Source organism: Jatrophihabitans fulvus, from assembly GCF_054781375.1.
Genome location: NZ_BAAGUN010000001.1, coordinates 1,302,461 through 1,329,017 on the forward strand (window position 1 = coordinate 1,302,461; position 26,557 = coordinate 1,329,017).

Genomic DNA, 26,557 nt, shown 5'->3' on the forward strand with positions numbered 1-26,557 from the left:
CGTCGCTACGAGGCGGACGGTGTCGTGTCGTAGCACCCGACAGGCCGCCTGGCCCCATGGCAGCGTCGCCAGTTGATCTCCGTGGCGGCGCTGCGATGGGGCCGAGCAACCCACCCGCGGCGCTGACATGGGGCCGAGCGGGCCGGGGAAGCGGGAGGTCAGTCCTGGATGCGGGGGAACGGCCGGGCCGCCTCGAGCGTGTACGCCAGCTCGATCAGCGTCCGCTCGTCGCCGTGCGCGGCCGAGAGCATCACCGAGGTCGGCAGGCCGTCGTCCGTCAGCCCGGCCGGCAGCGAGATCGCCGGCTGACCGGAGATGTTGTGCAGCGGGGTGTAGGAGACGTAGTTGATCAGCCGGTCGATGAGCTCGTCGTACGGCACGGTGGGGGAGATCCACCCCAGCGGCGGAGCGGTGCGGGCGAGCACCGGCGAGAGCACGACCTCGCCGCCCTGCTGCACGAGCTTCGCGCACTGGTCGGGCACCTTCTTCAGCCGGCGGATCGCGCCCGGCGTGCGGTGCAGGTGGCGCCGGTGGAACGCGCGCAGCCCGCGGGTGAGCCCGTCGCACCGGGACGCGTCGAAGCCGCGGTCGAGCACGAGGCGCGCGGTGGCGACGACCAGCTCGGACAGCAGCGCCCAGTACTGCACGAAGTCGGCGGCGAACTGCTCGGTGACGGGCAGGTCGATCGGCTCGACGATGTGCCCCTCCTGCTCCAGCAGCTTCGCCGTCGACAGCAGCGCATCGCGCACGGCCGGGTCGACCGGCGCACCCGTCACCGACGTCTCGATCAGCCCGACCCGCAGCCGCCGCTGAGCGGGCCCGGTCACGAGGCCGACGGGCGGCAGCTTCGGGTTGCGCCAGTGGTCCTCGGCGGCGGCGACGAAGGCCGCGGTGTCGCGGACGGTGCGCGTGACGACGCCCTCGCTGACCATGTTGATCGGCAGCTGCCGGGCCTGCTCGCCGTCGACGTGCCGGCCACGGGACGGCTTGAGCCCGACCAGGCCGGCGTTCGCGGCGGGGATGCGGATCGACCCGCCGCCGTCGTTGGCGTGGGCGATGGGGACGACGCCCGCGGCGACCATCGCGGCCGACCCGCCGGACGACGCGCCCACCGAGTGGCCGGTGTGCCACGGGTTCACCGTCGGCGGGCCGGTCATGAACTCGGTGGTGGCGTTGAAGCCGAACTCGGGCATCCGCGACTTGCCGAGCACGGTCATCCCCGTGCTGCGGTACTGCCGCGTGTACGCGCCGTCCTTCTTGGCCGGACGGGCGGTGTAGGCCTCGCTGCCGTGGTTGGTCGGCACCCCGCCGACATCGGTGTTGTCCTTCACGAACGTGGGGACGCCGTCGAGCGCGCCGTCGCGTGATTCGGGGTAGCGCGGCTCGTCGCGCAGGTCGAAGGCGATGGCGTGCAGCGTGGGTTCCACGGCCCGCGAGCGCGCGGCCGCCGCGGCGGCCAGCTCCTCGCGGCTGACCTCGCCCCGCCGGACCAGCTCGGCGAGACCGACGGCGTCGTGCTCGCCGAGCGCGTCGTCGGTGAAGGCGTGGACGCGGCGTCGGGGCTCCGTCATGAGCCGGATGTTACCCACCGGTCACTTAGGTGTCAGCCCGAGAGGACGCGCTCCGGCTCGGGCGCGGCCACGGCCGGGCGACGGCGTTGCTCGTTCCAGCCGAGGGCGACCACCGAGACGGCGACGACCGCCAGCCCGACCCACTGGGTGCCGGTGAACGTCCGGTCGTTGAGGAACCACACGCCCACGAGCGCCGCGGTGGCCGGGAAGGCCAGCTCGGCCAGGGTGGCCCGCGACGCCGCCGTCGAGCGCAGGCCCCGGTAGTAGATGGCGAGCGCGATCAGGCCCGGGATGAGGGCGAGCAGCACGAGGCCGGTCATGTTGCCCCAGCCCGGCGTCCAGGCGGCGTCCGTCACCTGCACGACCGCGACCGCCCCGACCAGGCCGAACGCGAACCGCAGCGCGGTGGTCTCGCGCCAGGTCAGGGATGCCGACACCAGCCGTCCCAACACGGTGCCCGCCGCCCACAGCACGGCCGCGCCGATCGCGAACAGCGCCGGCTTCAGGGCCGAGACCTGCACGTCGGACGGGTGGGGAAAGGTCAGCAGCCACGCTCCCGCGAGCGCGGGTACGGCGTACAGCGCATAACGGGCGCGCAGCCGTTCGTGCAGCAGCACCACCGCGAGCAGGACGGCGAAGACCGGTTGCAGCTTCTGCAGCACCAGCGGGGTGATGTAGTCACCGCTCGCCCCGGCGAGGGCGAAGGACTCCGTGAACAGTGCCGTGGCGACCGCCGACGATCCGACGCCGATGACGACGACGGCGAGCTGCTCGCGGCGCGTGCAGCGCGTCGCGAACGCACGGAGCGCTCCCGGCAGCACCGGCAGGAGAAGCGCGGTCACGATCAGGTGCTCCCAGAGCACCACCGTGCCCGCGTCCAGGTCGGTGGCCAGCGGTTTGCGGAGCAGGCCGTCGAGGCCCCACAGTGCCGCGGCGAAGGCCACGAGCAGCGTGGCGTCGCGGCCGCGGGCGGTCGAGGGATGGTTCACGCGCACATCCTTCCTGTCGCCACCGGCGGTGGCCGACCCGGGGACAACCTGCGGGCGTCGGGAACACATCCCGCCCCGGGCCGCACCGTCTACTCTGTGCCCCGGGTCACAGCGGCGGTCGACGCCGCGACGGCGATGCGGGGTGGTCGTGTCCGACAACGCGGGACGCGTGCTGGTCGTCGACGACGACGACGGGGTGCGCACGGTGGTCGCGTGGCAGCTCGAAGCGGCGGGGTTCACGGTCGCGCAGGCGGGCGACGGCGGCAGCGCGGTCGCGCGGCTCGGCGACGACCGTCCGGATCTCGTGGTGCTCGACCTGTCGCTGCCGGGCATCGGCGGGCTGGACGTGTTGCGCAAGGTGCGCGACGGCGCCACCGCCGCGCCGGCCGACCTGCCGGTGATCGTGCTCAGCGGGCGCAGCGGGCAGACCGACCGCATCGTCGGCCTCGACCAGGGTGCGGACGACTACCTCGTCAAGCCGTTCTCGCCGGGCGAGCTCGAGGCACGGGTCCGCTCGCTGCTGCGGCGCAGCCGCGGCACGCTGCGGCCGGCCCGCATCGAGGCCGGCGCGCTGACCATCGACCCGGCGTCGCGCGAGGTGACGCACGACGGCACCCGCGTCGAGCTCACCGCCCGCGAATTCGACCTGCTCGCGTTCCTCGCCGCCCACCCGCGCCACGTGTTCACCCGGGCGCAGCTACTGGCACAGGTGTGGCAGTCGTCGTCCGACTGGCAGGGCGAGGCCACCGTCACCGAGCACGTGCACCGGCTGCGGCACAAGCTGGGCACGGGCCACCGGGTGCCGGCCCTGCGCACCGTCCGGGGCGTCGGCTACCAGTTCGAGCCGCCGGACGGGGACGAGGCCACCCCATGACCGCCGTCGCCCAACGCGATGCCCGCGAGGAGCGGGCCGACACCGAGACGCTGCTCGCGTGCCAGAGCGAGGTGCTGGCCCGCATGTCGTCGGGGTCGCCGCTGCCCGCGGTTCTGGACGTCATCACCGGCACGCTCGAGCGGCTGCTGCCCGGCAGCGCGTGCTCGCTGCTGCTGCTCGACGGCGGCGTGCTGCGCCACGGTTCGGCGCCCAGCCTGCCGGCCGACTACTCGTCCGCGATCGACGGTCTCGCGCCCGGCCCGGACGAGGGTGCGTGCGGGGCGGCGGCCTACGGCGCCCGTCCGGTCGTGATCCGCGACGTGCACACCGATCCGCGCTGGGCGCGGTACCGGCATCTCGCCGACGCCGCCGGGTTGCGCGCCTGCTGGTCGTCGCCCATCCTCGGCGCCCACGGTGACGTCACCGGCACGTTCGCCGTCTACCACCGGCACGTCCACGAGCCCGACGGCCGCGAGCGTCGGGTGGTCGCCCACCTCACCGGCCTCGCCGGGGTCGCCATCGAGCACGCGGGCATGGTGCGCCGCCTGACCGTCAGCGAGGAGCGGTTCCGACGCGCGTTCGAGGACACCGCCGTCGGCCTGGCCCTGCTCGACACCGACGGACGGGTGACGAGCGCGAACGCCGCGCTGCAGGACCTGCTCGGCCGGGACGCCGGCGACCTGGTCGGCACCGCCCTCGCCGACCACGTCGATGCGGACGACCGGCCGCGGTTCGCTGCCGCCGTCCGCCGGGTCGCGGGCGGACGCGAGCGCAGCAGCCATGCCGAGGTGCGCACCGTCCGGCGCGACGACGGGCCCGAGACCGTCGTCGTGGCCACGGTGTCGCTGGTGCGCGGCGCCGAGGGTGAACCCGTGCAGCTGAGCGCCACCGTTCTCGACGTCACCGCGCGCCGGGCCGCCCAACGCGAACGGCAGGCGCGGCTCGAGGCCGAGCTCGCCCGGCGCAGCGCCGAGGCCGCGAGCCGCGCGAAGTCGGAGTTCCTTTCGGCGGTGAGCCACGAGATGCGCACCCCGCTGCAGGCCATCACCGGGTTCGCGGAGCTGCTCGGCACCCTCGAGCTCGACGCCGCGCGACGCGAGCAGGCGCTGCGGCACATCGGGGACGGCGCCGGCCACCTGCTGTCGCTGGTCGACGACACCCTCGACCTCGCCCGCATCGAGGCCGGGGCCCTGCCGCTCTGCCCCGAGCCGGTCGACGCCGAGGCCCTGCTCGACGAGGTCGTCGCGTTCCTCGCGCCGGTCGCCGACCGCTACGGCGTGCGGGTGCGGCGGGCACCAGGTGCCGCGACGGTCCGCGCCGACCGGCGCCGGCTGCGGCAGGTGCTCATCAACCTGGTGTCCAACGGCATCCGCTACAGCGGCCCGGCCGGCGTGGTGACCGTCCGCGCCGGCGCGAGCGGCGACACCGTCCGGCTCGAGGTGAGCGATGACGGGCCGGGCATCGCGCCCGGCGTCCGCGAGCGGTTGTTCCAGCCGTTCCAGTGCCATCCCGACCGCAGCGGCGACGGCGTCGGGCTGGGTCTGATGCTCGCGCTGGGTCTGGCCGAGGCGATGGGTGGTTCGCTCGCGCTCGGGGACGGGGCGGACGGCGGCACCTGCGCCGTGGTCGTCCTCCCACAGGGGTGAGCGGCCCGGACCGGCTACGGCACCGTCCCGACTTCGTCCGCTTCTGGACGGCCTTCACGGTGTCGTCGTTCGGCACGTACGTCACCACGCTCGCGCTGTCGGTCATCGTCGTGCAGGTGCTGCACGAGGGCGCCACCGAGGTCGGTGTCGTGTCCGCGGCGCGGTGGGTTCCCTACCTCGTGCTGGGAGTGGTCGCGGGCGTGCTCGTCGACCGCGCGCGGCGGCGTCCGATCCTGGTGGTCGTCGACGCGGCACGCGGCCTGCTGCTGCTCGTGATCCCGCTGCTCGCCCTGCTCGACGTGCTGTCGCTCGGGTCGCTCGTCGCGGTGATGGTGGTCTTCGGGTTGCTGTCGGTGGTCAACGACGCCGCGTGGCAATCGATGATCCCGCGGCTGGTGCCGCCGCGACGGCTGCCGCACGCCCACTCGCGGCTCGACGCCAGCGACGCCGTCGCGCAGGCCGGCGGACCCGCGGTGGCGGGCGGTCTCGTCGCGCTGCTCACCGCACCGGGGGCCGTGGTCGTCGACGCTGCCAGCTACCTCGTCGCGGCTGCGCTGGTCGGACGGATCCGTATCGAGGAGCCGCCCGGGCGTCGGCCGTCCCTGCGGGGCATCGGCACCGAAGCGGCCGAAGGGCTTCGCTGGACCTACGCCCACCCGGTGCTGCGCTGGTACGCCGCCGGTTCGCACGTGTGGTTCGTCTTCTGGGCCGCGACGGGCGCGGTGGTGCCGGTGTTCGCGTTGCGGACGCTCGACCTCGGTGCCGCGGGGTTCGGCGTTCTCACCGCACTGGCCGGCGCCGGCGCGGTCGGCGGCAGCATCCTGGCCCCGACGCTCGGGACCCGGTTCGGGCCGGGACGGGTCGTGATCACCGGGTACGTCGCCGCCGGTCTCGCGGTCGGCCTGCTCGTGCTCGCGTCTCCCGGCACGTGGTGGCCGTTCGCGGCGGGACAACTGCTGCTCGGGGCCGCGCTCGGCGTGCAGAACGCCAACGAGCTCGGGTACCGCCAGCTCGTCACCCCGGACCGGCTGCAGGCGCGGATGAACGCGAACCTCCGCTCGACCAACCGGGCCATGATCGTCCTGGGGGCACCGCTCGGCGGGCTGCTCGCCGACGCGGTGGGACTTCGTCCGGTGCTGGTCGTCGCCGCCGGCGGGTTCGTCGTGGTCGGCCTCCTCGTGGCCTGCACCCCGTACCGGCGGGCGTCCTTCGACGACGTCGCCCCGGAGCACGCGGGACACTCGTCCGTATGACCGCTTACTGGATCAATACCTTCGTCGAGATCACGGACGAGACGAGACTGCAGCGCTACGCGGAGCTGGCCGGCCCGGCGATCCGCGCGGCGGGCGGACGGTTCCTGGCCCGCGGCAACCCTGCCCACACGCTGGAGGAGGCGCGGCCGCTGCGGGTGGCGCTCATCGAGTTCCCCTCGGTCGAGGCCGCCCGCGCCGCGTACGACAGCGAGGGCTACCAGCAGGCGCTGGCGGCACTCGGCGACGGCGCCCGCCGCGAGATCCGCATCGTCGACGGGGTGTGACGCTCAGACGAAGCGGGTGCCGTCCGGCAGTCGCTTCCGCATGACCTCGATCGCCGCCGGGTTGCTGTCGATCAGCGCGAAACGACGACCGAGGTCGGCGGCCACCTTGCCGAGCGTGCCGCTGCCGGCGAAGGGGTCGAGCACGCGATCGCCGGGGCGCGACGAGGCCTGCACGATGCGGCGCAGCACTCCCTCGGGCTTCTGGGTCGCGTAGCCCGTCTTCTCCCGTCCGGTGGGGGAGACGATGGTGTGCCACCAGACGTCCGTCGGCAGCTTGCCGCGCGCGGCCTTCTCGGGCGTGACGAGCCCGGGTGCCATGTAGGGCTCGCGGTCGACCGCCTCGGAGTCGAAGTGGTAGCGCTTCGGGTCCTTCACGTACACGAGGATCGTGTCGTGCTTCGAGGGCCAGCGTGACTTCGAGCGGGCGCCGTAGTCGTAGGCCCAGATGATCTCGTTGAGGAAGCACTCACGGCCGAACAGCGCGTCGAGCAGCACCTTCGCGTAATGCACCTCGCGGTAGTCGAGATGCAGGTAGAACGTGCCGGACGGGTCCAGCAACCGCCGGACCTCGACGAGCCGCGGTTCGAGGAACGCCCAGTAGTCGGCGAACGTGTCGTCGTACTGCGTCACGAGACCCTTGATCGTCTCGTAGCTGCGGCCCTGGAAGCCGATGCGGTCGCCGGTCTCCGAGCGGACGGTCCGGATCGCGTGCCGCGCCTGCGTCCGCCCGGTGTTGAACGGAGGGTCGGCGTAGATCAGCTGGAACCCGCCGTCGGGCAGCGTGGGCAGCACGTCGGCGTTGTCGCCGTGCACGACCAGGTCGCGGTCCGGATCCACCCGACGAACGTAGCGAAGCGCTGTCGGCCGTCCGTGGGACGATCGCCGGCGTGACCGCCCGGGCCGACGACGCGCAACGGCGCAGCGACCTCGCCCGGCTGCGACGGGTGCGTGACCGCATCGACCGGGAATACACGCGGCCCCTCGACGTCGAGGCCCTCGCGGCCGGCGAGCACGTGTCGGCGGGGCACCTCAGCCGCGAGTTCGCCCGCGCCTACGGCGAGCCGCCGTACTCGTACCTGATGACGCGCCGCATCGAGCGGGCGATGGCCCTGCTTCGCGTCGGAGGGCTGACCGTCACCGACGTGTGCTTCGCCGTCGGGTTCTCCTCGCTCGGCACCTTCAGCACCCGCTTCACCGAGCTGGTCGGGGTCTCGCCGAGCGAGTACTCGCGGCGGGCCGCCGGAGCGGCCGAGGGACTGCCCGCGTGCGTCAGCAGGCAGGTCACGCGACCGATCAGGAATCGAGAAGCGCCCGCTGTCGGGCTGCACCTAGCGTGACCGGCATGGACCTCGACCTTCACATCACCTTCCTGCCGCACGACGACCCGGAGGCCTCGCTGGCCTTCTACCGCGACATGCTCGATCTCGAGGTGCGCAACGACGTCGGTCAGGGCGCCATGCGCTGGATCACCGTCGGCTCCCCGCGCCAGCCGGGCATCTCCGTGGTGCTGAGCCCACCCGGCGCCAACCCCGGCATCACCGACGACGAGCGCCGCACGATCTCCGACATGATGGCCAAGGGCACCTTCGCCACCGTCGTCTTCGAGACCTCCGACCTCGACGGCGCGTTCGCGCGCATCGAGGCGGCGGGCACCGAGATCGTCCAGGAGCCCACCGACCAGCCGTGGGGCGTGCGCGACTTCGCGGTGCGCGACCCCGCGGGCACGATGGTGCGCGTCAACCAGTCCCGTCGCGCCACCACCGACAGCAACGGAGCCGACTGAGCGATGCCGTCCCCCCGACCTGCCGACCGCCACGACGTGATCCGCGTGGTCGGCGCGCGCGCCAACAACCTCAAGGACGTCAGCGTCGAGCTGCCGAAGCGGCGGCTCACCGTCGTCACCGGGGTGTCGGGGTCGGGCAAGAGCTCCCTCGTGTTCGGCACCGTCGCGGCCGAGTCGCAGCGGCTGATCAACGAGACCTACAGCGCGTTCGTGCAGGGCTTCATGCCGTCGATGGCCCGTCCGGACGTCGACGTGCTCGAGGGGCTGACGACGGCGATCATCGTCGACCAGGAGCGCATGGGCGGCGACCCGCGCTCGACCGTCGGCACCGCGACCGACGCCAACGCGATGCTGCGCATCCTGTTCAGCCGGCTCGCCGAACCGAGCATCGGCGGGCCGATGGCCTACTCGTTCAACGTCGCGTCAGCGCGTGGTGCGGGGGCGGTCACCACGTCCAAGGGCGGGCGTCAGGTCAAGGAACGGCGCAGCTTCGAGGTCGTCGGCGGCATGTGTCCGCGCTGCGAGGGTCGTGGCGCCGTCAGCGACATCGACCTCACCGCGATCTACGACCCGTCGCTGTCGCTGGCCGACGGTGCGCTGCTCGTGCCCGGCTACAGCATGGACGGCTGGTACGGGCGCATCTTCGCCGGCGCCGGCCTGCCAATGGACAAACCGGTCGGTCGGTTCACGAAGCGCGAGCTCGACAGACTTCTCGACGGCGAGCCCACCCGCATCAAGGTCGAGGGCGTGAACCTCACCTACGAGGGCGTGATCAGCAAGCTGCGCAAGATGGTGCTGGCGAAGGACAAGGACTCGTTGCAGCCGCACGTGCGCGCGTTCGTCGACCGCGCCGTCACCTTCACGACCTGTCCCGAGTGCGACGGCACCCGGCTCACCGAGGCGGCACGGTCCTCGACCATCCGCGGCCGCAGCATCGCCGACGTCTGCGCCATGCAGATCAGTGACCTGGCGCAGTGGGTAGGAGAACTGGACGCACCGTCCGTCGCCCCGCTGCTCGACCGGCTGCGGCACACGCTCGACTCGTTCGTCGCCGTGGGGCTCGGCTATCTGTCGCTCGACCGCCCGTCCGGCACGCTGTCGGGTGGCGAGGCGCAGCGCACCAAGATGATCCGACAGCTCGGGTCGGCGCTCACCGACGTCACCTACGTCTTCGACGAGCCGACGGTCGGGTTGCACCCGCACGACATCGAGCGCATGAACGGTCTGCTGCTGCAGCTGCGGGACAAGGGCAACACCGTCCTCGTCGTCGAGCACAAACCCGAGGCGATCGCGATCGCCGACCACGTCGTCGACCTCGGCCCGGGTGCGGGCAGTTCCGGCGGCGAGATCGTCTACGAGGGCACCGTCGCGGGGCTGCGGAGATCGACCACGCTGACCGGACGTCACCTCGACGACCGTGCCGTGCTCAAGCCGGCCGTCCGCACCGCCTCGGGCGTGCTCGAGGTGCGCGGCGCCGATCTGCACAACCTGCAGCACGTCGACGTCGACATCCCGCTCGGTGTGCTCGTGGTGCTCACCGGCGTGGCGGGATCCGGCAAGAGTTCTCTCGTCCACGGTTCGGTCGCAGGGCGGGACGGCGTGGTCGTCGTCGACCAGACGCCGATCAAGGGGTCGCGGCGCAGCAACCCGGCCACCTACACCGGGCTGCTCGAACCCGTCCGCAAGGCGTTCGCGAAGGCCAACGGCGTCAAGCCCGCGCTGTTCAGCCCCAACAGCGAGGGCGCCTGCCCGCACTGCAACGGCGCCGGCGTCGTCTACTCGGACCTCGGCATGATGGCCGGCGTGGCGACCCCGTGCGAGGTCTGCGAGGGCAGGCGGTTCGACGCAACGGTGCTCGAGTACCGGTTGGGCGACAAGGACATCAGCGAGGTGCTCGCGATGTCCGCGCACGACGCCGCCGCGTTCTTCGCCGCGGACGACGCGGCGGTGCCCGCGGCGCTGCGCATCGCCCAGCGGCTCGTCGACGTCGGCCTGGGCTACATCACGCTGGGCCAGCCGCTGACGACGCTGTCCGGCGGTGAACGGCAGCGGCTCAAGCTCGCCGCACACCTGGGCGAGAAGGGCAGCGTGTTCGTGCTCGACGAGCCCACGAGCGGCCTGCACCTGGCCGACGTCGAACACCTGCTCGCCCTGCTCGACCGGCTCGTCGACGGCGGACGGTCGGTGATCGTCATCGAGCACCACCAGGCCGTCATGGCGCACGCCGACCACATCGTCGATCTCGGGCCGGGTGCCGGGCACGACGGCGGACGCGTCGTGTTCCAGGGTTCCCCGGCCGAGCTCGCCGCCGACGGCAGCACCCTCACCGGGCAGCATCTCGCCGCCTACGTCGGGGCAACTGCATGACGGCGGTCGAGGGGCGGACGCTGCGCGCCCGCAACGGCACGCTGCTCGTGTTCGGCACGAACGGGTTCGCGTTCGCGTCGTGGATGTCGCGGGTGCCCGACGTGAAGTCCGACCTCGAGCTGTCCCCGGGGCGGCTCAGCATCCTGCTGCTGTCCATCTCGATGGGTGCGGTGCTCGGCCTGCCCGCGGCCGGCCGCATCGCGCACCGCCACGGAGCGGTGAAGGCCGTCCGCCTCGGGGCGTTCGTCGCCCTGCCCGGCACGTTCCTCGCGGCGGTCGGGGTCTGGTTCGACTCCGGACCCTTCCCGGTGATGCCGGGTCTGTTCCTGCTCGGGCTGGGCACCGGCATCTGGGACGTGTCGCAGAACCTCGAGGGCAGCGTCGTCGAGCGCGGCCTCGGTCGGGCGATCATGCCCTGGTTCCACGCCGCGTTCAGCCTCGGCACCGTCCTCGGCGCCCTCGTCGGCGCCCTGCTGACCTACCTCGAGGCGCCGCTGGTCGCACACCTCGGTGTGGTCGTCGCGATCGGCCTCGTGCTCATCGTGTGGGGCACGAGCCGCTTCGTGCCGGCATTCGACGAACCGGACGACCCCGCCGCGGCCGCCGCCGGACCCCGGGCACGTTCGGCGTGGCTCGAACCGCGGACGCTGCTCATCGGTCTGGTGGTGCTCGCCGCCGCCTTCGCCGAGGGCACCGCCAACGACTGGATGGCGGTCGCGTTCGTCGACGGCCACGACGTCAGCGAGGCGCTGGGCGTGGTGGCCCTGGCGGTGTTCCTGTCGTTCATGACCCTCGGACGCATCCTGGGCACGCAACTGCTCGACAGGTACGGCCGCATCCCGGTCCTCAGCGTGCTGTTCGTCGCCGCGATCGTCGGCTGCGTCGTCGTGGTCGCCGCCCCGGCACCGATCGCCTATCTCGGGGCGGCGATCTGGGGACTGGGCGCCAGCCTCGGCTTCCCGGTGGGCATGTCGGCGGCCGCCGACGACCCGCGCCGCGCGGCGCTGCGGCTCAGCGTCGTGTCGACCATCGGTTACCTCGCCTTCCTCGCCGGACCGCCGGTGCTCGGCTTCCTCGGCGACCACTTCGGGGTGTTGCCGGCGCTGCTCACCGTCGGCGGTGTCTCGGTGCTGGCGCTGCTCGTGGTGCCGGCCGCCCGTCCGCTACCGAGTGCGCAGCCTGCGCGCGCCGTCTGAAGATCCGTCCGGCGTGGTGATCTTCAGGCTGGTCGGGTGCCCTGGCGCCGGAGACGCCTGAAGATCCGTCCGGCGTGGTGATCTTCAGGCTGGTCGGGTGCCCTGGCGCCGGGGACGCCTGAAGATCCGTCCGGCGTGGTGATCTTCAGGCCCCGCCGTCCTAGCCGATATGGAGTCGCGGCCGGCCTCAGCGGCGGCGGTCGCGCTTCGGGGTGTCGCCCGCGAGTGCCTTCTCCAACAACCGGGCCAGGGTGGCGCGCTCGGCATCGGTGAGCGGCGCGAGGATCTCGGTCTCCTCGGTCTCGACCTCGAGCACGGCGGTACGGAACAGCTCCCAGCCGGCGCGCGTGAGCGACACGAGCGAGCGGGTGCGGTTCGTCGGGTCGGGGTGTCTCTCGACCAGGCCGCGCTCGACCATGCGGTCGAGCCGATGGGTCATCGTGGACGCCGACACCCCGGCCGACTCGGCCAGCGCGGACGGCGTGACCGTGCCGTGGCGTCCGGCGACCGCGAGCGCCTGCAGCACCGGCCACTCGGTGCGCGAGACGTCGATCGCGTCGAACCGCTCGCTGTAGTAGACGTCCAGGCGGCGGGAGAGCCGTGAGATGGCGGTCACGATGCGCTGCACGGTCTCGCCGGCGCCGGCCTCGGTGTAGACGCGGACCGCCCGCTCGTACTCCGCCCACGGGGTCCGCGACATGACCCGCACCCTACGGGTGAACGGGATCACCGCGCGCGCGTCCCGGGAACAACGACGCATCGGCAACGCTTACAGTTTCGATATCGAAGTTCGAAGTGCAAGTTTCAAATCGAAGTGTGAGCTCTCCGTGTCCTCCCGCACCACCCGCCTGACCGTCCTGCTCGTCGGCGCCTCGCTCGGTTCCGTCGGGTGGGGTGCCGTGCTGCCCTTCCTCTACGCCGACATCGCCGACGCGCGTGGGCTCGGTGCCGCCTCGGCGGCGATCACCTTCACCGCGTTCGCGATCGGCTCGCTGGTGGCGGCGCCGTGGGCCGGACGGCTCGCCGACCGGTCTCGTCCGGCCGTCGTGGCCACGGTCGCGCGGCTGGCCATGGTCGCCACGATCGTCGCGATCATGCTGGCGCAGGGCCTGCCCGTCCTGGCGCTTGCGGCGATCGGGTACGGGGCGTCGCTGGCGATCGTCCAGCCCGCCGTGTCGGTGATGGTGCTCGAGCTCGCGCCGGTCGCCAAGCGGCGCGACGTGTTCGCATGGCAGTTCATCGGACTCAACCTGGGTCTTGCGCTCGGGGGAGTGGTGGGCGGCCACGTCGTCGACCTCACCCACGCGACCGGCGCGCGTCCGGCGTACGCCTTCGCCGCGCTGTGCTCGCTCGCCAGCGCCCTGCTCGTCGGACGGGCCGGCCGGGGCACCGCACCCGCGGCGGCCGACGTCCGCATCGAGGACTCCGTCGGCTATCGGACGGTGCTGCGCGCACCCGGCGTGCGCTGGATGCTCGCGGTCACCGTGCTGCTGACGCTTGCCTGCTACGCGCAGTACGACTCGGGGCTGCCGGCCTACGCGCTGTCGGTGCTCGACGTCGACCCGGCCACGCTCGGCACCGCTGTGGCCGTCAATGCCGTGCTCGTCGGTGTGCTCACCGCGCCCGTCGTGCGCATGACCCGGCACGTGTCGCCGGCGCGGCTGCTCGCGCTGTGCGGGCTGATGTGGATCGGCGTCTGGGTCGTGCTGGGCATCCCGATGCTGTCCGGCGGTCTCGCCGGCAGCCTCGTGATCGGCGGGTACGCGCTGTTCAGCATCGGCGAGACCATGCTCGCCCCGGTGCTCACACCGCTGGCCGCCGCGCTCGCGCCCGAGGGTGCCGTCGGACGGACGCTCGCGGCCGTCACCGGTGCCCAGACGCTCGCCACCGCCGTCGGTCCGGGCCTGTCCGGTGCGTTGCTCGCCCTCGGCGCGCCGTCCGGGTTCATCGTCCTGCAGATCGCGGTCTGCGCGATCGCCGTCGTCGGCGCGAAGCGACTGCACGGCTCCATCCGGCACCTGCGCCGCGAGGAGCTCACCCTCGCCGGCTGACGCGGCACGTCAGGGCCTGTGGACAACTCGGATCAGTACCCGGTGGCCTCGGTAGCTTCGCGTCATGAGCCGTAGCGAGGTCATTGCCACCGGTGTCGACGCCAACGGTTGCCCGACCTACGTTGAACGCTCCGCCCTCTGATTGTGAAACGTATGCACTGGCGCCACAATGGCGCCATGCCGAGTGTGCAGATCAAGGACGTGCCGGAAGAGACGCACCGCGTGCTCAAGGTGCGCGCCGCCCAAGCGCACCAGTCGCTTCAGGAGTATCTGCGATCGAAGCTCATCGCCGAGGCCAGTCGGCCGACGGTGGCCGAGGTGCTGACCACGGCCGGCAACCGCACCGGCGGTTCCGTGACGTTCGACGACGCGGTCGCCACGCTGCGCTCCGACCGTGATCGTCGTTGACGCCAGCGTGCTCGCGCCCGCGTTGAGCGACGACGGTGTTTCGGGTGAGCGGGCGCGGGAGCGGTTGGCATCCGAACACCTGGCTGCCCCCGAGCTGGTCGACCTCGAGGTGGCGTCCGTGTTGCGCGGGCAAGCCCTGGCGGGAAAACTGACCGACCGCCGAGCGACCCTTGCGCTGAAGGATCTTGCGGACCTGCCCCTGGAACGCGTGGCCCACGCGCACCTGCTGCGACGGTGTTGGGAACTGCGGACCAACCTGACCGTGTACGACGCCGCCTACGTCGCGCTTGCGGAACTGCTCCAGGTGCCGCTGCTGACGGCGGACGGCGCGATGGCGGGCGCGCCCGGCACGACGTGCAGCATCGAGGTGCTCACCGACTGACCGGAGAGCACCAGGTCATCGGCCGGCCAGCGCGGCGAGAGCGGCGTTGACGATCGAGCCCGCGTCGAGGTCGTGGGCGCGGTAGAGCTCGCTCACCGAGCCCGACTGGCCGAAGCTGTCGACGCCGAGGCTGATGCCGGGCACACCCAACGCCGTGCCCAGCCAGCTCAGACTGTGCGACGCGGCGTCGTGCACGGTGACCAGGGGAGCACCTGCCGGGAACGCGGCGCGCAGCGACCCCGCGACGTCCGGGGTCGACGCGGTGCGGACGGCACGGCGGACGCTGCGCTGCCAGTCGCCGTACAGCCGGTCGGCCGACGTCACGTCGACGACGTGCGCGGCGATGCCCTCGTCGCTCAGTTCGGCGGCCGCGGCCAGCACCTCGGGCAGGACGGCCCCCGCACCGACCAGCGCGACCTCCGGGGCACCCGTGCGCGCCTGCTCGGTCGCGTCGACGAGGCGGTAGCCGCCGGCGAGCACGTGACGGCGCAGCACCGCGTCGCCCACGCGCTCGCGGGCGCGGGCGAACGGTTCCTGGTCGATGCCCCGCGTCGTCAGCCGGAAGTAGTAGGAACCGGACTCGGAGTCGGGGGCGGCGGGGTGGGCGTTCGCCGCGGCGATCGAGCCGAGCGCGTGGCACATCAGCCAGTCCAGGGCGGCCGCGTACGCCGGTTCGATGGTCGTCGTGTTCGGCAGTTCGAGCCCCACCGACGGCGTGATCGTCGACTGGTGCGCACCGCCCTCGGGCGCGAGCGACACCCCCGACGGCGTGCCCGCCACGACGAACCGGGCGCCGGAGTAGACGCCGTACACGAACGCGTCGAGACCGCGCAGCACGAACGGGTCGTACACGGTTCCGATCGGCAGCAACGGCTGGTCCGAGAGGTCCCAGGACAGGCCGAGCTGGCCGAGCAGCAGAAACAGGTTCATCTCGCTGATGCCCAGCTCGATGTGCTGTCCGGTAGGGCTTTCACGCCACTTCAGGCCCGCGTCCTCGCTCCACGACCTGCGCTCGTCCGGGCTGAACACGCCCGTGCGGTTGATGAACCCGGCGAGGTTCGTCGAGGTGGCGACGTCGGGCGCCGTCGTGACCAGGTACGGCGCGACCGCCTCGTCCCGCGACAGGTCGACCAGCACCCGTCCGAACGCTTCCTGGGTCGACATCGGTCGCGGGGTGCGCAGGTGGACGGATTCGGGCACCACGACCGCGGGCGCGGGTGTGCGGGGCGGACGGGTCAGGCGTCCCTGCGTCCGCTCGATCCACCGGCCCGCCGGGGTGTCGGGGTCGAAGCGGTCCCACTCGTCGGCGTGGGTGAGGCCGTTCGCGATACGGAACTCGTCGACCTGGGCGCTGGTCAGCAGGGCCGAGTGGTTGCGCGGGTTGCCCGCGATCGGCAGCCCCCAGCCCTTGATCGTGTACGCGAAGACGACGCTGGGTCGGTCCTTCTCCTCGTCGCACCGGTCCAGCACCTCGAGCAGCGTCCGCAGGTCGTGCCCGGCGAGGTCGGTGACCAGGCGCGCGAGTTCGTCGTCGTCGTGATCGGCGACCAGGGCGGCGACGTCGTCGGGTGCACCGTCGAGGAAACGTTCACGCACGTCCCGGGCCGCCATCCCGAACAGCGACTGGTAGTGCTCGTTGGGCATGGCGTCGATCCAGGTCCGCAAGGCGCTCCCGCCCGGACGGGCGAAGGCGTCCTCGAGCCGGGCGCCGTACTTGGCTTCCTGCACGTGCCAGCCGGCGGCCTCGAACTGGTTCTTCCACTGCGCGATACGCGTTCCGGGCACGACGCGGTCGAGCGACTGGCGGTTCACGTCGACGATCCACGTGACGGCCCCGAGCCCCTCGGTGGCGTGGTCGGACACCGCCTCCCAGATGTTGCCCTCGTCCAGTTCGGCGTCGCCGATGAGGGCGACGAAACGGCTGGCCGGACGGGCACCGAAGTGCGCGTCGACGTAGCGGCGCGTCGCCGCCGCGAACAACGGTGCGGCCGCGCCGAGCCCGACCGACCCGGTGGAGAAGTCGACCTGGTCGGGGTCCTTGGTGCGCGACGGGTACGACTGCAGGCCGCCGAACCCGCGCAGCGTGGTCAGGTAGCGCCGCTCGAGATTGCCGAGCAGGTACTGGATCGCGTGCAGCACCGGTGACGCGTGCGGTTTGACGCTGACGCGGTCCGCTGCGTCGAGGTGCGCGAAGTACAGCGCGGTCATGACGGTCACCAGGCTCGCGCTGGACGCCTGGTGGCCGCCGACCTTCACGTCGTCACCGGTGACGCGGTCGTGGTTCGCCGCGTCGACGATGCGGGTGGCGAGCCAGAGCACGCGTCGCTGGATCGTGTCGAGCACGTCGAGGTCGGGCGTGTCGCTGTCGGGCACGGGTGTCCTCACCGTCGGGTCGGGCAGGGGAGGGGAGGGGTCTGCTAGTTGCGGAACAGGGCGCTGTACGCGTTGAGCGCGGGCTGGCCACCGAGGTGGGCGTAGAGCACGTTCGAGTCCGGGCCGATGTCGCCGCGCGTCACCAGGTCGATCAGCCCGGCCATCGACTTCCCCTCGTACACGGTGTCGATGATCATGCCTTCGAGCCGTCCGGTCAGCCGGATGGCGTCGAGCGTCGATTCGACTGGGATGCCGTAGTAGTCGCCGGCCCAGCCGTCGAGCACGGTGATCTCGTCCTCGCGCAGGTCGCGGTCCAGGCCGATGAGCCCGGCGGTGTTGCGGGCGATCTTGGCGACCTGCGCGCGCGTCTCGTCGATCTTCGCGGACGCGTCGATGCCGATGACCCGCCGCGGCCGTCCGCCGGCGTCCTCGAGCGCGGCGAAGCCCGCGATCATGCCGGCGTGGGTCGAACCGGTGACGCTGCAGACGACGATCGTGTCGAAGAAGACGTCGAGTTCGCGCTCCTGCTGCTGCACCTCGTACGCCCAGTTGGCGAAGCCGAGCCCGCCGAGACGGTGGTCGGACGCGCCGGCCGGGATGGCGTACGGGACACCGCCCTGGTCGCGGACGTTCGCGAGGGCCTGCTCCCAGCTGTCCTTGAACCCGATGCCGAACCCGGCCTCGACGAGCTGAACGTCGGCGCCCATGATGCGCGACAGCAGGATGTTGCCGACGCGGTCGTTGACGGCGTCGGGCCAGTCGACCCAGCTCTCCTGCACGAGCACGGCCTGCAACCCGAGCCTCGCCGCGACCGCGGCCACCTGGCGCGTGTGGTTCGACTGCACGCCGCCGATCGACACCAGGTGGGTGGCGCCCTGGGCCAGCGCGTCGGGCACGAGGTACTCGAGCTTGCGGGTCTTGTTGCCGCCGTACGCGAGCCCGGAGTTGCAGTCCTCGCGCTTGGCCCACACCGAGGCGCCGCCGAGATGGGCGCTCAGCCGTTCGAGCGGATGCACCGGGCTCGGGCCGAACGTGAGCTGTTGGCGGGGGAAGTCGGTGATGGGCATGCGTTCTCCTCGGGTTCGGGCGGACGGGTCGGTGGTCGGGTGGGTGCGGCGGACGGCGCCCGTGGTCGGTCGCGGTCAGCCGCGGTCGTCGTCGGGCAGCAGCTGCAGCGTGTGCCAGTTGGCCCGCGACTCCGTGCCGGCGCGTTCGGCGTCGCCGGCCTCGCACAGCGCGATGATCGCGGCGTGCTGGGCCACCGAACCGCGGCCGGTCAGCGAGGCGAAGCGCACCCGTTCGGCCCGCCGCACCAGCGGTGTCACCTGGTCGAGCACGGCGCGGACGACGGAGTTGCCGCACACCTGCACCGCCACGCCGTGGAAGTCGTCGTCGGCCGCCACGGCGGCGTCGACGTCGTCGGCCCGCAGCGCCGCGGCGAAGCGGTCGTTGGCCGCGCGCATGGCGTCGATGTCGGCGGCCGTCAACTGCGGCACGGCCTCGCGGACGGCGAGCTCGTGCATCGCGGCGGCGACGGACTGCGCCGCGCGGGTCTCGCGGACGTCCAGCGGGCTCACGATCGTGAAGCGGCCCGGCTTCGTCTGGACGAGACCCGCCTGCTCGAGCCGCGCCAGTGCCTCGCGGATCGGCGTACGGCTGATGCCGAGCCACGCGATGAGGTCGCCGTCGTTGAGGCGCTCGCCGGGCGCCAGCGTCCCGTCGACGATCGCGTCGCGAATCGCGCGGAACGCGTCGTCCCGCAGCAGCGACTTCGCGACAAGACCCTGACTGGACGGCACCGGCATGCAATATATTGCACATCAGCACCGGCTGCGCTGTCAACCGGACGGCCGGGCCACGCACGTTATGTCAGGGGGACGTCCGAGGCGTCGGCCGGGCAAGACCTGGGCGCGGCGAGCCGGAAAGGGCTCAGGCGGGCGAGGCCGTTCAGGGCGCCGGGTCCTTCACGCGCTCGAGCACGAGGATGAGCACGACGGCCACGACGAGGGCGACGGCGGACACCAGCCACCACCACGGCGCGTCCAGCCGTGTCGGGAAGGCGAGGAAAGGGTGCCAGTCGAACACTCGGCTCAGGAACGGCAGCGCGCCTTCGTAGATGCCGGCAACGAGGATGAATCCTTGCAGCGAGTCGACGTTCGTCTTTGCGGGCCGGTTCTCCGAGGACATGTGTCCAGGACACCGTCGCGGGCGCTGGTCCCGCATCGGCAGATGGTCGAGGACCCGGCGCGACTTTCGCCTAGTGCCGATAATGCACATTATGTCATCTGCGCGAGCTCGGACCCCGCCCCGTGGAGCGTGCCCGGCGGGCCGCTGAGGTCGGTGCATCGCGAACAGGCGCGACACTCCGTGCGCCTGCGGGCCACGATGCACTGTCGACGGTCGCACCGTCGCGTCCGGTCACGGCGCGCGTCAGGAGTCGGTGGGTTCGGCGTCCGGCTCGGTGTCGAGGTCGATGTCGACGAGCAGTTCGTCGCCGAGGCGTTCGAGCTCGCCGCGGACGTCGGCCTCGGCCACGTGGTCGGGGACCGAGATGACGATGCTCGCCTCGAACAGGGTGCCGCCCGACATCGGCGCGTCACGGACGTCGCTCTGCAGCGACTCGATGCCGACGCCGTGGCGCGCGAGCGCGGTGGAGATCTCGGCGACCACGCCGGTGCGGTCCTGGCCGAGCAGGCTGACCGTCCAGGTGTGCGCCGGCGTGGCGGTGTCCCGGCTGTGGGTGATCGTGACGTCGAGACCGTGGTCGGCCAGGGCGGCCAACTCCCCCTCCAGTGCGGCGACGCCGGACGCCGGCACCGACACCAGGACGACGCCGGCGAACTTGCCCGCCAGGCGGGACAACGCGCTGCGCTGCCAGCTGCCGCCGTGCTGCTCGACGACCTTCGACACCGACGCGACGAGTCCGGCGCGGTCGTCGCCGATGAACGTCAGGACGAGGTCGGTCACGACGGTGAGGCTAGGGCATCGGGTCCCGCGTCCGGACGCCAGAATCCCGCGGCCTCCGCCGGCAGGCTGTCGAGCAGCGCGTCCAGCTTCGCGAGATCGACGTGCCGGCGCAGCGCTCGCACCACGTCGGCCACGCAGGTGTCCGGGGCGGCGTTGTGCCTCGACCGCAGCGACCGGACCTCGCGGGCGAGTTCGAGCGGATCCGCGAACGACCGGCGCGGCTCGTCGAGATCCCAGTCGGACGCGTACAGCGCGCGCACCGTGACCGGCAGCAGGTCTGCGACCCGCAGCGACGTCTGCGGGTCGACGCGGCGCCGGAACACCAGCAGCACACCCTGCAGGACGGTGTACGCCTGATTCTTCGTGACGACCGCCGTCTCGCGCCGCACGTCCACGAGGACGTCCTGGAACACCTGCGACGCCTCGGCGTAGGCGAACGGGTAGGGCATCAGCGACTCCTTCCTGGCTCGCGCGTCCACCGCTGCAGGTCCGTCCCGTCGTCGGCCGCCACCGCGCGGCCGGTCGGGAGCGACGGCCTTCCGGTCACGACCTGACCCTAGGACGCGGGCCGCGTAGATTCCGCGGGGTGCATCTGGGCATCGACAGCTTCGTCTCGCAGGTGACCGATCCGTCGACCGGCCACGTGGTCGGACCGGCGGAGCGCATGGCGCATCTCCTCGAGGAGATCGCGCTGGCCGACGAGGTCGGGCTGTACTCGTTCGGCATCGGCGAGCACCACCGCGAGGAGTACTACGACTCGGCGCCGCCGGTCATCCTCGGCGCGGCCGCCGCGCGCACGTCGCGCATCCGGGTCGGCAGCGCCGTCGCCGTGTTGTCGGCCAACGACCCGGTACGCGTGTTCCAGCAGTTCGCGACGCTCGACCTCATCTCCGGCGGCCGCATCGACCTCGTCGTCGGCCGCGGATCGTTCACCGAGGCGTTCCCCCTGTTCGGCCTCGACCTCGCCGACTACGACGAACTGTTCGACGAGAAGCTGCAGCTGCTGCTGCGGATCCGCGAGTCCGAGCACGTGACGTGGTCCGGACGTCACCGTCCCGCGCTCACCGGGCAGGGCGTGTACCCGCGCCCGGTGCAGGACCCGCTCCCGATCTGGGTCGGCGTCGGCGGTACCCCGGAGTCGTTCGTCCGCGCGGGCCTGCTCGGACTCCCCCTGATGGTCGCGATCATCGGTGGTGAGCCCCGCCGCTTCGCGCCGCTCGTCGACCTCTACCGGCGGGCGGGCGCCCAGGCCGGCCACGCGCCCGAGACCCTCCAGGTCGGACTGCACGTCTTCGGCTACGTCGGCGAGAGCCGCGAGCAGGCCGCCGACACGATCTACCCCGGGTGGCACGAGATGTTCACCAAGGTCTCGCGCGAGCGCGGCTTCCCGCCGCCGAACCGGGCGCAGTTCGACGCCACCAGCGGGCCGGACGGGGCGTTCTTCCTCGGCTCCCCCGACGACATCGCCGCCAAGCTGCTGCGGGTGTCGGACCAGCTCGGCGGGGTCGACCGGGTGTCCATCCAGATGACCAACCCGCGGCTGGCGCACGGCGACCTGCTGCGCGGCATCGAACTGCTCGGCGAGGTCGCCCCGCGCGTCGCGTCGGTGTGACCGCAGGCCGAGATCCGGACCTCCGTCCCCGGCCAGCGGCGGACCGCCCGGTCGTCCTGTGACCTCGGCCCCTCCCCCATCTGCTCGCGTCGCGGTGGGCTCGTCAGGAGTGTGCGGCGAGCCCGCGCCACCTCGACGTGAGGACGCCGGCGATGCAGGTCGATGGCCGGGCGCCGGCCCCCGAGCCGGCGGCCGCCTCGGCACCGCGTGCGTTCGCGCGGCGTCACCCGGTGTGGGTCAGCGTCCCTGTCGTCCTGCTCGGGACGGTCGTCACGGCGCTCGGCGCCGGGGTCGCCGTGCGCCACCTGGCGAAGGACGGCCTGCGCGCCGGCGTCGTCGGTGTGCTGGTCCTCGCCGCCGGGGTGGCGGTCCTGGCGTTCGCGTGGCACACGCTGTGGCGCGCCCTGCGACGGTGGCGCCGGCTGTGGCTCGTCCCGGGTTCGCTGGTCGTCCTGCTGCTGGCCTTCTCGATGGCGCAGGGTGTCGCCCTCTCGTGGGCGCCGCGCACGGCGCCCGGCTCGCAGACGCCGCGCGACCGCGGCCTCGCCTCAGAGGACGTCGCCTTCCGCACGCGTGACGGCGTCCGGCTCTCGGCCTGGTACCTCCCGGCGGCGAACCACCGGGCGGTCGTCACGGTGCCGGGCTCGGGGTCCGATCGCACTGCGACGCTCGGGCAGGCAGCGGTGCTGAACCACCACGGGTACGGCGTCCTGATGGTCGACCCGCGAGGCCAGGGACGCAGTGGCGGCCAGGCCATGGACGCCGGGTGGTCCGGCGACGAGGACCTGTCGGCCGCCGTGGGTTTCCTGCAGCAGCGCGCGGGCATCGACCCGTCCCGCATCGGAGTGCTCGGACTGTCGATGGGCGGCGAGGAGGCGATCGGTGTCGCCGCTGCCGAACACGCAGTACGAGCGGTCGTCGCGGAGGGTGCCACGCACCGCACGGCGGCCGACAAGGCCGGTTACCTCCCCACCGGGGTGGCGGGCACGATCCAGCGTGGCCTCGACTGGCTCACGTACCGCACCGCGGCGCTGCTGAGTCCGGCGCGGCAACCCGGGACCCTGCACGACGCCATCGCCCGGACGTGTTGCGCGCGCTTCCTGCTCATCGCGGCGGGAGACGGTGTCGACGAGTCCGAGGCGGCGGCCTACCTGGCTTCGGCCGCCCCGGCGCGGGTGACGACGTGGACGGTGCGCGGCGCGACCCACACGCACGGGCTCACCACCGCGCCGCACCGATGGACCGAGCGGGTCATCGGCTTTCTCGATCGCGCCCTGGAGGTGCGGGCCGACCGGGACGCCGGCCCGTGACCCTGTCCGACGGCTCCGGTCGTCAGGGCGTGGGACCGCGCGGCATCGAACCCCGCGCGCGGACGATCAACTCGGTGCTGTGGTCGAGGTGCTCGCGCACCGCCGGGGTGCCGCGGCGCTGCACGTCGTCGAGGTAGCGCTCGTGCTCGGTGACGAGCCCCGCCACGGTGTAGTCGGGGCGCACCTGCACGAGCAGCAGCAGCATCTCGGAGTGCAGCCGGCGGTAGGCCTCGCTGATGCGGACGCTGCCGGACGCGGCGACCAGCGCCGTGTGGATCTCGGCGTGGGCGGCGGCGACGGCCGGCCAGTCGTCCACTCCCCCGGCCTGTTCGCCGAGGCCGGCGATCGCCGCGCGGACCGGGTCGGTCACCCACGACGGCCAGGCCTCGCCGTGGGCTGCCCGCAGCAGCCGGACGGCCTCGCTCTCGAGGGCGCCGCGCAGTTGCTGCAGCGCGAGCACGTCGGCGTCGGTGAAGCCGGTGACCCGCATGCCGCGGTACGGCTCGGCGATCACCAGCCGCTCGTCGGCGAGACGGGCGAGCGCGGCGCGCACCGTGTGCCGCGAGACGTCGTGCGCGGTGGCGAGCTCCTCCTCGCGCAACGGGTGGTCGGACGGGAGCCTGCCCAGCAGGATCTCCTGCCGCAGCTGGTCGGTGAGGCGTGCAGTGCCCGTCGGCCCCGGCGGCGCCTCACGCCGCCGCGGGGACACCGGACTCCGCATCGCGGCGGCGCAGCGTCAGCACGGCCAGGCCGGTGCCGAGGACGACGATGCCGATCGACGCGGCCGCGCTGAGCCGTTCGTCGAGCACGCCCACTCCGAGGACCGTCGCGCACAGCGGCTCGAACAACGTGAGCGTGGCGACGGTGCTCGCCGCCAGCGTCCGCAGGCCGTAGCCGAACAGCAGGTACGCGACGGTCGTCGTGACGACGCCGAGCCACGCGACGAGCGCGACCCCGCGCCCGGTGAGCAGCCAGGACGGACCGCTTGCCACGAGCGCCACCGCCGCGACCGCCGCCGCCCAGCCGAACAGCACGCCGATGGCCCGGTTCGAGGCCCACCCGCGGTCGAGCAACTCCTTCGCCGCGACCGCGTACAGCGAGTACGACACCCCTGCGGCGATCGACCAGGCGATGCCGGCGTGCACGTCGCCGAACCCGCCGTCGGCGACGCCCGCGACCAGCGCCAGGCCGACCAACGCGAGACCGGTGGCCGAGTACCAGCGGCCCTCGGGGCGACGAGCCCGGACGAGCGCGTCGAGCGCGCCGGTGGCGACGGGCGCGGACCCCAGCGCGACGACGGTCCCCACTGCCACCCCGTTGGACGACGTGCCGGCGAAGAACGTCGGCTGATAGGCGAGCACGCCCAGCGACCCGAGGGCGACGACCGCAGCGGTCGGCACGCGCGCCAGCAGCCCCGTCGCCGAGGACGACGGCGCCGCGCTCCCCCGCGGTGCGCGTTGCAGCACCACGACGAGGGCGAGCAGGCCACCGCCGACGGCGATGCGGCCCGCGCCGACCGACAGCGCGGACGCTCCGGTGTCGGCGAGGGCCTTCGCCGTGCCGGTCGTGGCGAAGCACAGTGCCGCGACCAGCACCGCGAGGATCGCTCTCACAGGAACATTGTTACACAATCATCGGCCCCGTCCGCGGCGAGACCGGAGGTCAGGCCCGCTCGAGCAGCCGATCGAGGACCACGTCCGGGCGGTCGCGGTGCACCGAGTGCGTGGTGTCCGGGACGACCTCCCACGTCCAGCGCGGGTTGCTCGCGGCGATCGCCTCCAGCTGCCCCGGCCACACCGTGCTCCCGTCGGACGCGACGAGGACGTGCACCGGCGTCGTCACGGTCACGGCCGCGTCGAGCACGTCCCAGGGACGGCTGTCGACCGCCGTCGCCCGGATCGCGTCCGGCACGGCCTGCGCCGACGCCTGCACGCGCAACTCGATCGTGCGCGGATGCCAGTGGGGGTGCTCGGACGTGACCTGCTCGACGGTCGTGCGCAGATTGCCGACGAACTCCTCGGCCATCACCTCGAGCCGCTCGTCCGGGACCCTGAGTGCAGGATCGATGAGCACCGCGCGGTCGACGAGACCGGGGTGGCCGGCGAGCAGCAGCGTCCCGATGGCGCCGCCGAGCGAGTGGCCGACGTAGAGGTCCCAGTGCGTGCCGAGCTCGGCGAGGGCCTCGGCCGAGTCGGTGATGCGGTAGGACGGCCACGCGCCGGTGCGGCCGTGCCCGGGGAGGTCGGCGGCGGTGACGGACCATCCCTGCGCGGCGAGCCCCTCCCCCAGCTGCCACATCGTCGCGGCGGACGACGTGATGCCGTGCACGAGCAGGGCGCGGGGGGCGGACGGATCGTCGGTGCCCCAGTGTTCGGTGGCGAGTGCAGTCACACGTCCGTTCTAGCAGTGAGGATGCGCGGCCCGTCGTCGGTCACGGCGATCGTGTGCTCGAAGTGGGCGCCGTTCGAGCCGTCCGTGCTGCGCAGGGTCCACCCGTCCGCGTCGACGCGGTAGGCGTCCAGCCCCCCGGCGAGGAACCACGGTTCGATCGCGACGGTCACGCCGGGGCGCAACCGCAGTCCACGCCCGGCACGACCGTCGTTGGGGACGGACGGGCTCTCGTGCATGGTGCGCCCGACACCGTGGCCGCCGAAGTCGGTATGAAGACCCAACCCGGCTTCGCGGGCGACGCGTCCGATCGCGGCCGACACGTCACCGAGCTTCGCACCCGGCTGCGCCGCCGCGATGCCCGCGTCGAGCGCGGCCGACGTGCGCTCCAGCAGGTACGCGTCGGACTCCGACGTGGCGCCGACGCAGAACGAGACCGCGGCGTCGCCCGTCCAGCCGTCGAGGGTGGCGCCGCAGTCGACGCACAGCAGGTCGCCGTCGCGCAGCCGGTAGGGCGACGGGATGCCGTGCAGGACGGCGTCGTTCACCGACAGGCAGAGCACGCCCGGGAACGGGCTGTCGGCGAAGCGCGGTTGGTAGCCGAGGAACGGCGAGCTCGCGCCCGCGTCCCGCAGCACCTGGTGCGCGGCCTCGTCGAGCTCCAGCAGGCTCACCCCGGGTGCCGCGGCGGCCCGGGCCGCCGCGAGCGCGTCGGCGACCACCGCGCCCGCCGCCGCCATCGCCTCGATCTCCCCGGCCGTCTTCAGCTCGATCACGCGCCACTCCTCACCGTGATAGTTATACCGGTATTACTATCACGGTCATGGTGCGTCCGATCCTGACCCCCGCCGAGCGTGAACGCGGCCGCCGGCTCGGCGCCGCCCTGCGTGAGGCCCGCGGCGACCGCAGCATGGTCGAGATCGCGGCCGCCGCGGACGTTCCCGTCGAGACGTTGCGCAAGATCGAGACCGGACGGGTCGCCACGCCCGCCTTCTTCACCGTGGCCGCGCTCGGCGCCGTGCTCGGGCTCGACCTGCGCGAGCTCGCCGACGTGGTGCAACCGTCGACGGGCGCCGGCGCGGCCACCGCCTGACCGCCGGCCG

General features: G+C 72.8%; 28 protein-coding genes. 14 read left to right on the forward strand and 14 right to left on the reverse strand.

Annotation, left to right across the window (positions count from 1 at the left end; translation table 11 throughout):
• Window positions 1-158: 158 nt before the first annotated feature.
• On the reverse strand, window positions 159-1,571 hold the full coding sequence (locus ACYVP9_RS06395; protein ID WP_460603869.1) for an amidase: 1,413 nt from the start codon (window positions 1,569-1,571) through the stop codon (window positions 159-161).
• Window positions 1,572-1,603: 32 nt separating this feature from the next.
• The gene (locus tag ACYVP9_RS06400; protein WP_460604307.1) at window positions 1,604-2,515 is read right to left on the reverse strand and encodes a DMT family transporter; all 912 of its coding nucleotides are present in this window, start codon (window positions 2,513-2,515) and stop codon (window positions 1,604-1,606) included.
• A gap of 193 nt (window positions 2,516-2,708) precedes the next feature.
• Between ACYVP9_RS06400 and ACYVP9_RS06405 the strand changes: the two genes are divergently transcribed.
• Genes ACYVP9_RS06405 through ACYVP9_RS06420 form a run of 4 tightly spaced genes read left to right on the forward strand, consistent with a single transcriptional unit; the run spans window position 2,709 to window position 6,617 of the window.
• Window positions 2,709-3,434 carry a response regulator transcription factor gene (locus tag ACYVP9_RS06405; protein ID WP_460603870.1) on the forward strand — a complete coding sequence of 242 codons (726 nt, stop codon included), beginning with the start codon at window positions 2,709-2,711 and terminating at the stop codon, window positions 3,432-3,434.
• Entirely contained in the window at window positions 3,431-5,080 is a 1,650-nt protein-coding gene (locus tag ACYVP9_RS06410; RefSeq protein ID WP_460603871.1) for a sensor histidine kinase, read from the forward strand. Before ACYVP9_RS06405 ends, ACYVP9_RS06410 begins: the two co-directional genes overlap by 4 nt.
• Entirely contained in the window at window positions 5,077-6,333 is a 1,257-nt protein-coding gene (locus ACYVP9_RS06415; RefSeq protein ID WP_460603872.1) for an MFS transporter, read from the forward strand. Before ACYVP9_RS06410 ends, ACYVP9_RS06415 begins: the two co-directional genes overlap by 4 nt.
• A complete protein-coding gene (locus ACYVP9_RS06420; RefSeq protein WP_460603873.1) occupies window positions 6,330-6,617 on the forward strand; it encodes a DUF1330 domain-containing protein in 288 nt (95 codons plus the stop codon). The genes ACYVP9_RS06415 and ACYVP9_RS06420 overlap by 4 nt, the downstream gene beginning before the upstream one ends.
• Before the next feature lie 3 nt (window positions 6,618-6,620).
• Here the strand turns inward: ACYVP9_RS06420 and ACYVP9_RS06425 are convergent, their stop codons facing one another.
• The gene (locus ACYVP9_RS06425; RefSeq protein ID WP_460603874.1) at window positions 6,621-7,454 is read right to left on the reverse strand and encodes a DNA-methyltransferase; all 834 of its coding nucleotides are present in this window, start codon (window positions 7,452-7,454) and stop codon (window positions 6,621-6,623) included.
• Window positions 7,455-7,504: 50 nt separating this feature from the next.
• Between ACYVP9_RS06425 and ACYVP9_RS06430 the strand changes: the two genes are divergently transcribed.
• From ACYVP9_RS06430 to ACYVP9_RS06445, 4 genes are read left to right on the forward strand one after another with little or no spacing between them, the layout of a single operon-like run.
• The gene (locus ACYVP9_RS06430; protein ID WP_460603875.1) at window positions 7,505-7,954 is read left to right on the forward strand and encodes a helix-turn-helix transcriptional regulator; all 450 of its coding nucleotides are present in this window, start codon (window positions 7,505-7,507) and stop codon (window positions 7,952-7,954) included.
• Window positions 7,955-7,959: 5 nt separating this feature from the next.
• Window positions 7,960-8,400, forward strand: a complete 441-nt coding sequence (locus ACYVP9_RS06435; RefSeq protein WP_460603876.1) for a VOC family protein — start codon at window positions 7,960-7,962, stop codon at window positions 8,398-8,400.
• A gap of 3 nt (window positions 8,401-8,403) precedes the next feature.
• Window positions 8,404-10,767: an excinuclease ABC subunit UvrA gene (locus ACYVP9_RS06440; protein ID WP_460603877.1), complete on the forward strand. Its 2,364-nt coding sequence runs from the start codon at window positions 8,404-8,406 to the stop codon at window positions 10,765-10,767.
• Window positions 10,764-11,963 (forward strand): MFS transporter, encoded by a 1,200-nt coding sequence (locus tag ACYVP9_RS06445; RefSeq protein WP_460603878.1) that lies wholly within the window; start codon window positions 10,764-10,766, stop codon window positions 11,961-11,963. The genes ACYVP9_RS06440 and ACYVP9_RS06445 overlap by 4 nt, the downstream gene beginning before the upstream one ends.
• Before the next feature lie 187 nt (window positions 11,964-12,150).
• Here ACYVP9_RS06445 and ACYVP9_RS06450 read toward each other — a convergent pair whose 3' ends face one another.
• Window positions 12,151-12,663, reverse strand: coding sequence for a MarR family winged helix-turn-helix transcriptional regulator (locus ACYVP9_RS06450; protein WP_460603879.1), 513 nt, complete (start codon window positions 12,661-12,663; stop codon window positions 12,151-12,153).
• A gap of 127 nt (window positions 12,664-12,790) precedes the next feature.
• Here ACYVP9_RS06450 and ACYVP9_RS06455 point away from each other — a divergent pair, with 127 nt between their 5' ends.
• From ACYVP9_RS06455 to ACYVP9_RS06465, 3 genes are all read left to right on the forward strand, one after another.
• On the forward strand, window positions 12,791-14,014 hold the full coding sequence (locus ACYVP9_RS06455; RefSeq protein WP_460603880.1) for an MFS transporter: 1,224 nt from the start codon (window positions 12,791-12,793) through the stop codon (window positions 14,012-14,014).
• Window positions 14,015-14,191: 177 nt separating this feature from the next.
• Window positions 14,192-14,422, forward strand: coding sequence for a FitA-like ribbon-helix-helix domain-containing protein (locus tag ACYVP9_RS06460; RefSeq protein WP_460603881.1), 231 nt, complete (start codon window positions 14,192-14,194; stop codon window positions 14,420-14,422).
• A complete protein-coding gene (locus tag ACYVP9_RS06465; RefSeq protein WP_460603882.1) occupies window positions 14,409-14,804 on the forward strand; it encodes a type II toxin-antitoxin system VapC family toxin in 396 nt (131 codons plus the stop codon). The genes ACYVP9_RS06460 and ACYVP9_RS06465 overlap by 14 nt, the downstream gene beginning before the upstream one ends.
• Before the next feature lie 15 nt (window positions 14,805-14,819).
• Here the strand turns inward: ACYVP9_RS06465 and ACYVP9_RS06470 are convergent, their stop codons facing one another.
• The 6 genes from ACYVP9_RS06470 to ACYVP9_RS06495 form a co-directional block, all read right to left on the reverse strand.
• Window positions 14,820-17,177, reverse strand: a complete 2,358-nt coding sequence (locus ACYVP9_RS06470; RefSeq protein WP_460603883.1) for a transketolase-like TK C-terminal-containing protein — start codon at window positions 17,175-17,177, stop codon at window positions 14,820-14,822.
• A 44-nt stretch (window positions 17,178-17,221) separates the two neighbouring features.
• Window positions 17,222-18,244 (reverse strand): aminocyclopropane-1-carboxylate deaminase, encoded by a 1,023-nt coding sequence (locus ACYVP9_RS06475; protein WP_460603884.1) that lies wholly within the window; start codon window positions 18,242-18,244, stop codon window positions 17,222-17,224.
• A 75-nt stretch (window positions 18,245-18,319) separates the two neighbouring features.
• Entirely contained in the window at window positions 18,320-18,982 is a 663-nt protein-coding gene (locus ACYVP9_RS06480) for a GntR family transcriptional regulator (protein WP_460603885.1), read from the reverse strand.
• Window positions 18,983-19,124: 142 nt separating this feature from the next.
• Complete coding sequence (locus tag ACYVP9_RS06485; protein WP_460603886.1) at window positions 19,125-19,364, reverse strand: hypothetical protein; 240 nt, start codon at window positions 19,362-19,364, stop codon at window positions 19,125-19,127.
• Window positions 19,365-19,607: 243 nt separating this feature from the next.
• Window positions 19,608-20,144 carry a glycine cleavage system transcriptional repressor gene (locus tag ACYVP9_RS06490; protein WP_460603887.1) on the reverse strand — a complete coding sequence of 179 codons (537 nt, stop codon included), beginning with the start codon at window positions 20,142-20,144 and terminating at the stop codon, window positions 19,608-19,610.
• Window positions 20,141-20,593: a DUF2267 domain-containing protein gene (locus tag ACYVP9_RS06495; protein WP_460603888.1), complete on the reverse strand. Its 453-nt coding sequence runs from the start codon at window positions 20,591-20,593 to the stop codon at window positions 20,141-20,143. The genes ACYVP9_RS06490 and ACYVP9_RS06495 overlap by 4 nt, the downstream gene beginning before the upstream one ends.
• Window positions 20,594-20,730: 137 nt before the next feature.
• Between ACYVP9_RS06495 and ACYVP9_RS06500 the strand changes: the two genes are divergently transcribed.
• On the forward strand, window positions 20,731-21,756 hold the full coding sequence (locus ACYVP9_RS06500) for an LLM class flavin-dependent oxidoreductase (RefSeq protein WP_460603889.1): 1,026 nt from the start codon (window positions 20,731-20,733) through the stop codon (window positions 21,754-21,756).
• Between the two features lie 152 nt (window positions 21,757-21,908).
• Window positions 21,909-23,066 carry an alpha/beta hydrolase gene (locus tag ACYVP9_RS06505; protein WP_460603890.1) on the forward strand — a complete coding sequence of 386 codons (1,158 nt, stop codon included), beginning with the start codon at window positions 21,909-21,911 and terminating at the stop codon, window positions 23,064-23,066.
• Between the two features lie 22 nt (window positions 23,067-23,088).
• On the opposite strand, the gene ACYVP9_RS06510 is transcribed toward ACYVP9_RS06505, so the two are convergent.
• The 4 genes from ACYVP9_RS06510 to map are packed head-to-tail and all read right to left on the reverse strand — an operon-like array spanning window position 23,089 to window position 26,230.
• Window positions 23,089-23,775 carry a GntR family transcriptional regulator gene (locus ACYVP9_RS06510; protein WP_460603891.1) on the reverse strand — a complete coding sequence of 229 codons (687 nt, stop codon included), beginning with the start codon at window positions 23,773-23,775 and terminating at the stop codon, window positions 23,089-23,091.
• Window positions 23,756-24,679, reverse strand: coding sequence for a DMT family transporter (locus tag ACYVP9_RS06515; protein WP_460603892.1), 924 nt, complete (start codon window positions 24,677-24,679; stop codon window positions 23,756-23,758). Before ACYVP9_RS06515 ends, ACYVP9_RS06510 begins: the two co-directional genes overlap by 20 nt.
• A 49-nt stretch (window positions 24,680-24,728) precedes the next feature.
• Window positions 24,729-25,457 carry an alpha/beta fold hydrolase gene (locus ACYVP9_RS06520; RefSeq protein WP_460603893.1) on the reverse strand — a complete coding sequence of 243 codons (729 nt, stop codon included), beginning with the start codon at window positions 25,455-25,457 and terminating at the stop codon, window positions 24,729-24,731.
• A complete protein-coding gene (gene map, locus ACYVP9_RS06525; protein ID WP_460603894.1) occupies window positions 25,454-26,230 on the reverse strand; it encodes a type I methionyl aminopeptidase in 777 nt (258 codons plus the stop codon). The genes ACYVP9_RS06520 and map overlap by 4 nt, the downstream gene beginning before the upstream one ends.
• A 47-nt stretch (window positions 26,231-26,277) precedes the next feature.
• Between map and ACYVP9_RS06530 the strand changes: the two genes are divergently transcribed.
• Window positions 26,278-26,547, forward strand: coding sequence for a helix-turn-helix domain-containing protein (locus tag ACYVP9_RS06530; protein ID WP_460603895.1), 270 nt, complete (start codon window positions 26,278-26,280; stop codon window positions 26,545-26,547).
• Window positions 26,548-26,557: the final 10 nt, after the last annotated feature.

Coding starts and splice junctions, on each gene's coding strand:
- ACYVP9_RS06485 (WP_460603886.1), bottom strand. CDS start 19,364: ATGTCCTCGGAGAACCGGCCCGCAAAGACGAACGTCGACTCGCTGCAA.
- ACYVP9_RS06505 (WP_460603890.1), top strand. CDS start 21,909: ATGCAGGTCGATGGCCGGGCGCCGGCCCCCGAGCCGGCGGCCGCCTCG.
- ACYVP9_RS06445 (WP_460603878.1), top strand. CDS start 10,764: ATGACGGCGGTCGAGGGGCGGACGCTGCGCGCCCGCAACGGCACGCTG.
- ACYVP9_RS06410 (WP_460603871.1), top strand. CDS start 3,431: ATGACCGCCGTCGCCCAACGCGATGCCCGCGAGGAGCGGGCCGACACC.
- ACYVP9_RS06450 (WP_460603879.1), bottom strand. CDS start 12,663: ATGTCGCGGACCCCGTGGGCGGAGTACGAGCGGGCGGTCCGCGTCTAC.
- ACYVP9_RS06395 (WP_460603869.1), bottom strand. CDS start 1,571: ATGACGGAGCCCCGACGCCGCGTCCACGCCTTCACCGACGACGCGCTC.
- ACYVP9_RS06460 (WP_460603881.1), top strand. CDS start 14,192: ATGCCGAGTGTGCAGATCAAGGACGTGCCGGAAGAGACGCACCGCGTG.
- ACYVP9_RS06440 (WP_460603877.1), top strand. CDS start 8,404: ATGCCGTCCCCCCGACCTGCCGACCGCCACGACGTGATCCGCGTGGTC.
- ACYVP9_RS06475 (WP_460603884.1), bottom strand. CDS start 18,244: ATGCCCATCACCGACTTCCCCCGCCAACAGCTCACGTTCGGCCCGAGC.
- ACYVP9_RS06480 (WP_460603885.1), bottom strand. CDS start 18,982: ATGCCGGTGCCGTCCAGTCAGGGTCTTGTCGCGAAGTCGCTGCTGCGG.
- ACYVP9_RS06435 (WP_460603876.1), top strand. CDS start 7,960: ATGGACCTCGACCTTCACATCACCTTCCTGCCGCACGACGACCCGGAG.
- ACYVP9_RS06530 (WP_460603895.1), top strand. CDS start 26,278: ATGGTGCGTCCGATCCTGACCCCCGCCGAGCGTGAACGCGGCCGCCGG.
- ACYVP9_RS06495 (WP_460603888.1), bottom strand. CDS start 20,593: ATGCCCTACCCGTTCGCCTACGCCGAGGCGTCGCAGGTGTTCCAGGAC.
- ACYVP9_RS06420 (WP_460603873.1), top strand. CDS start 6,330: ATGACCGCTTACTGGATCAATACCTTCGTCGAGATCACGGACGAGACG.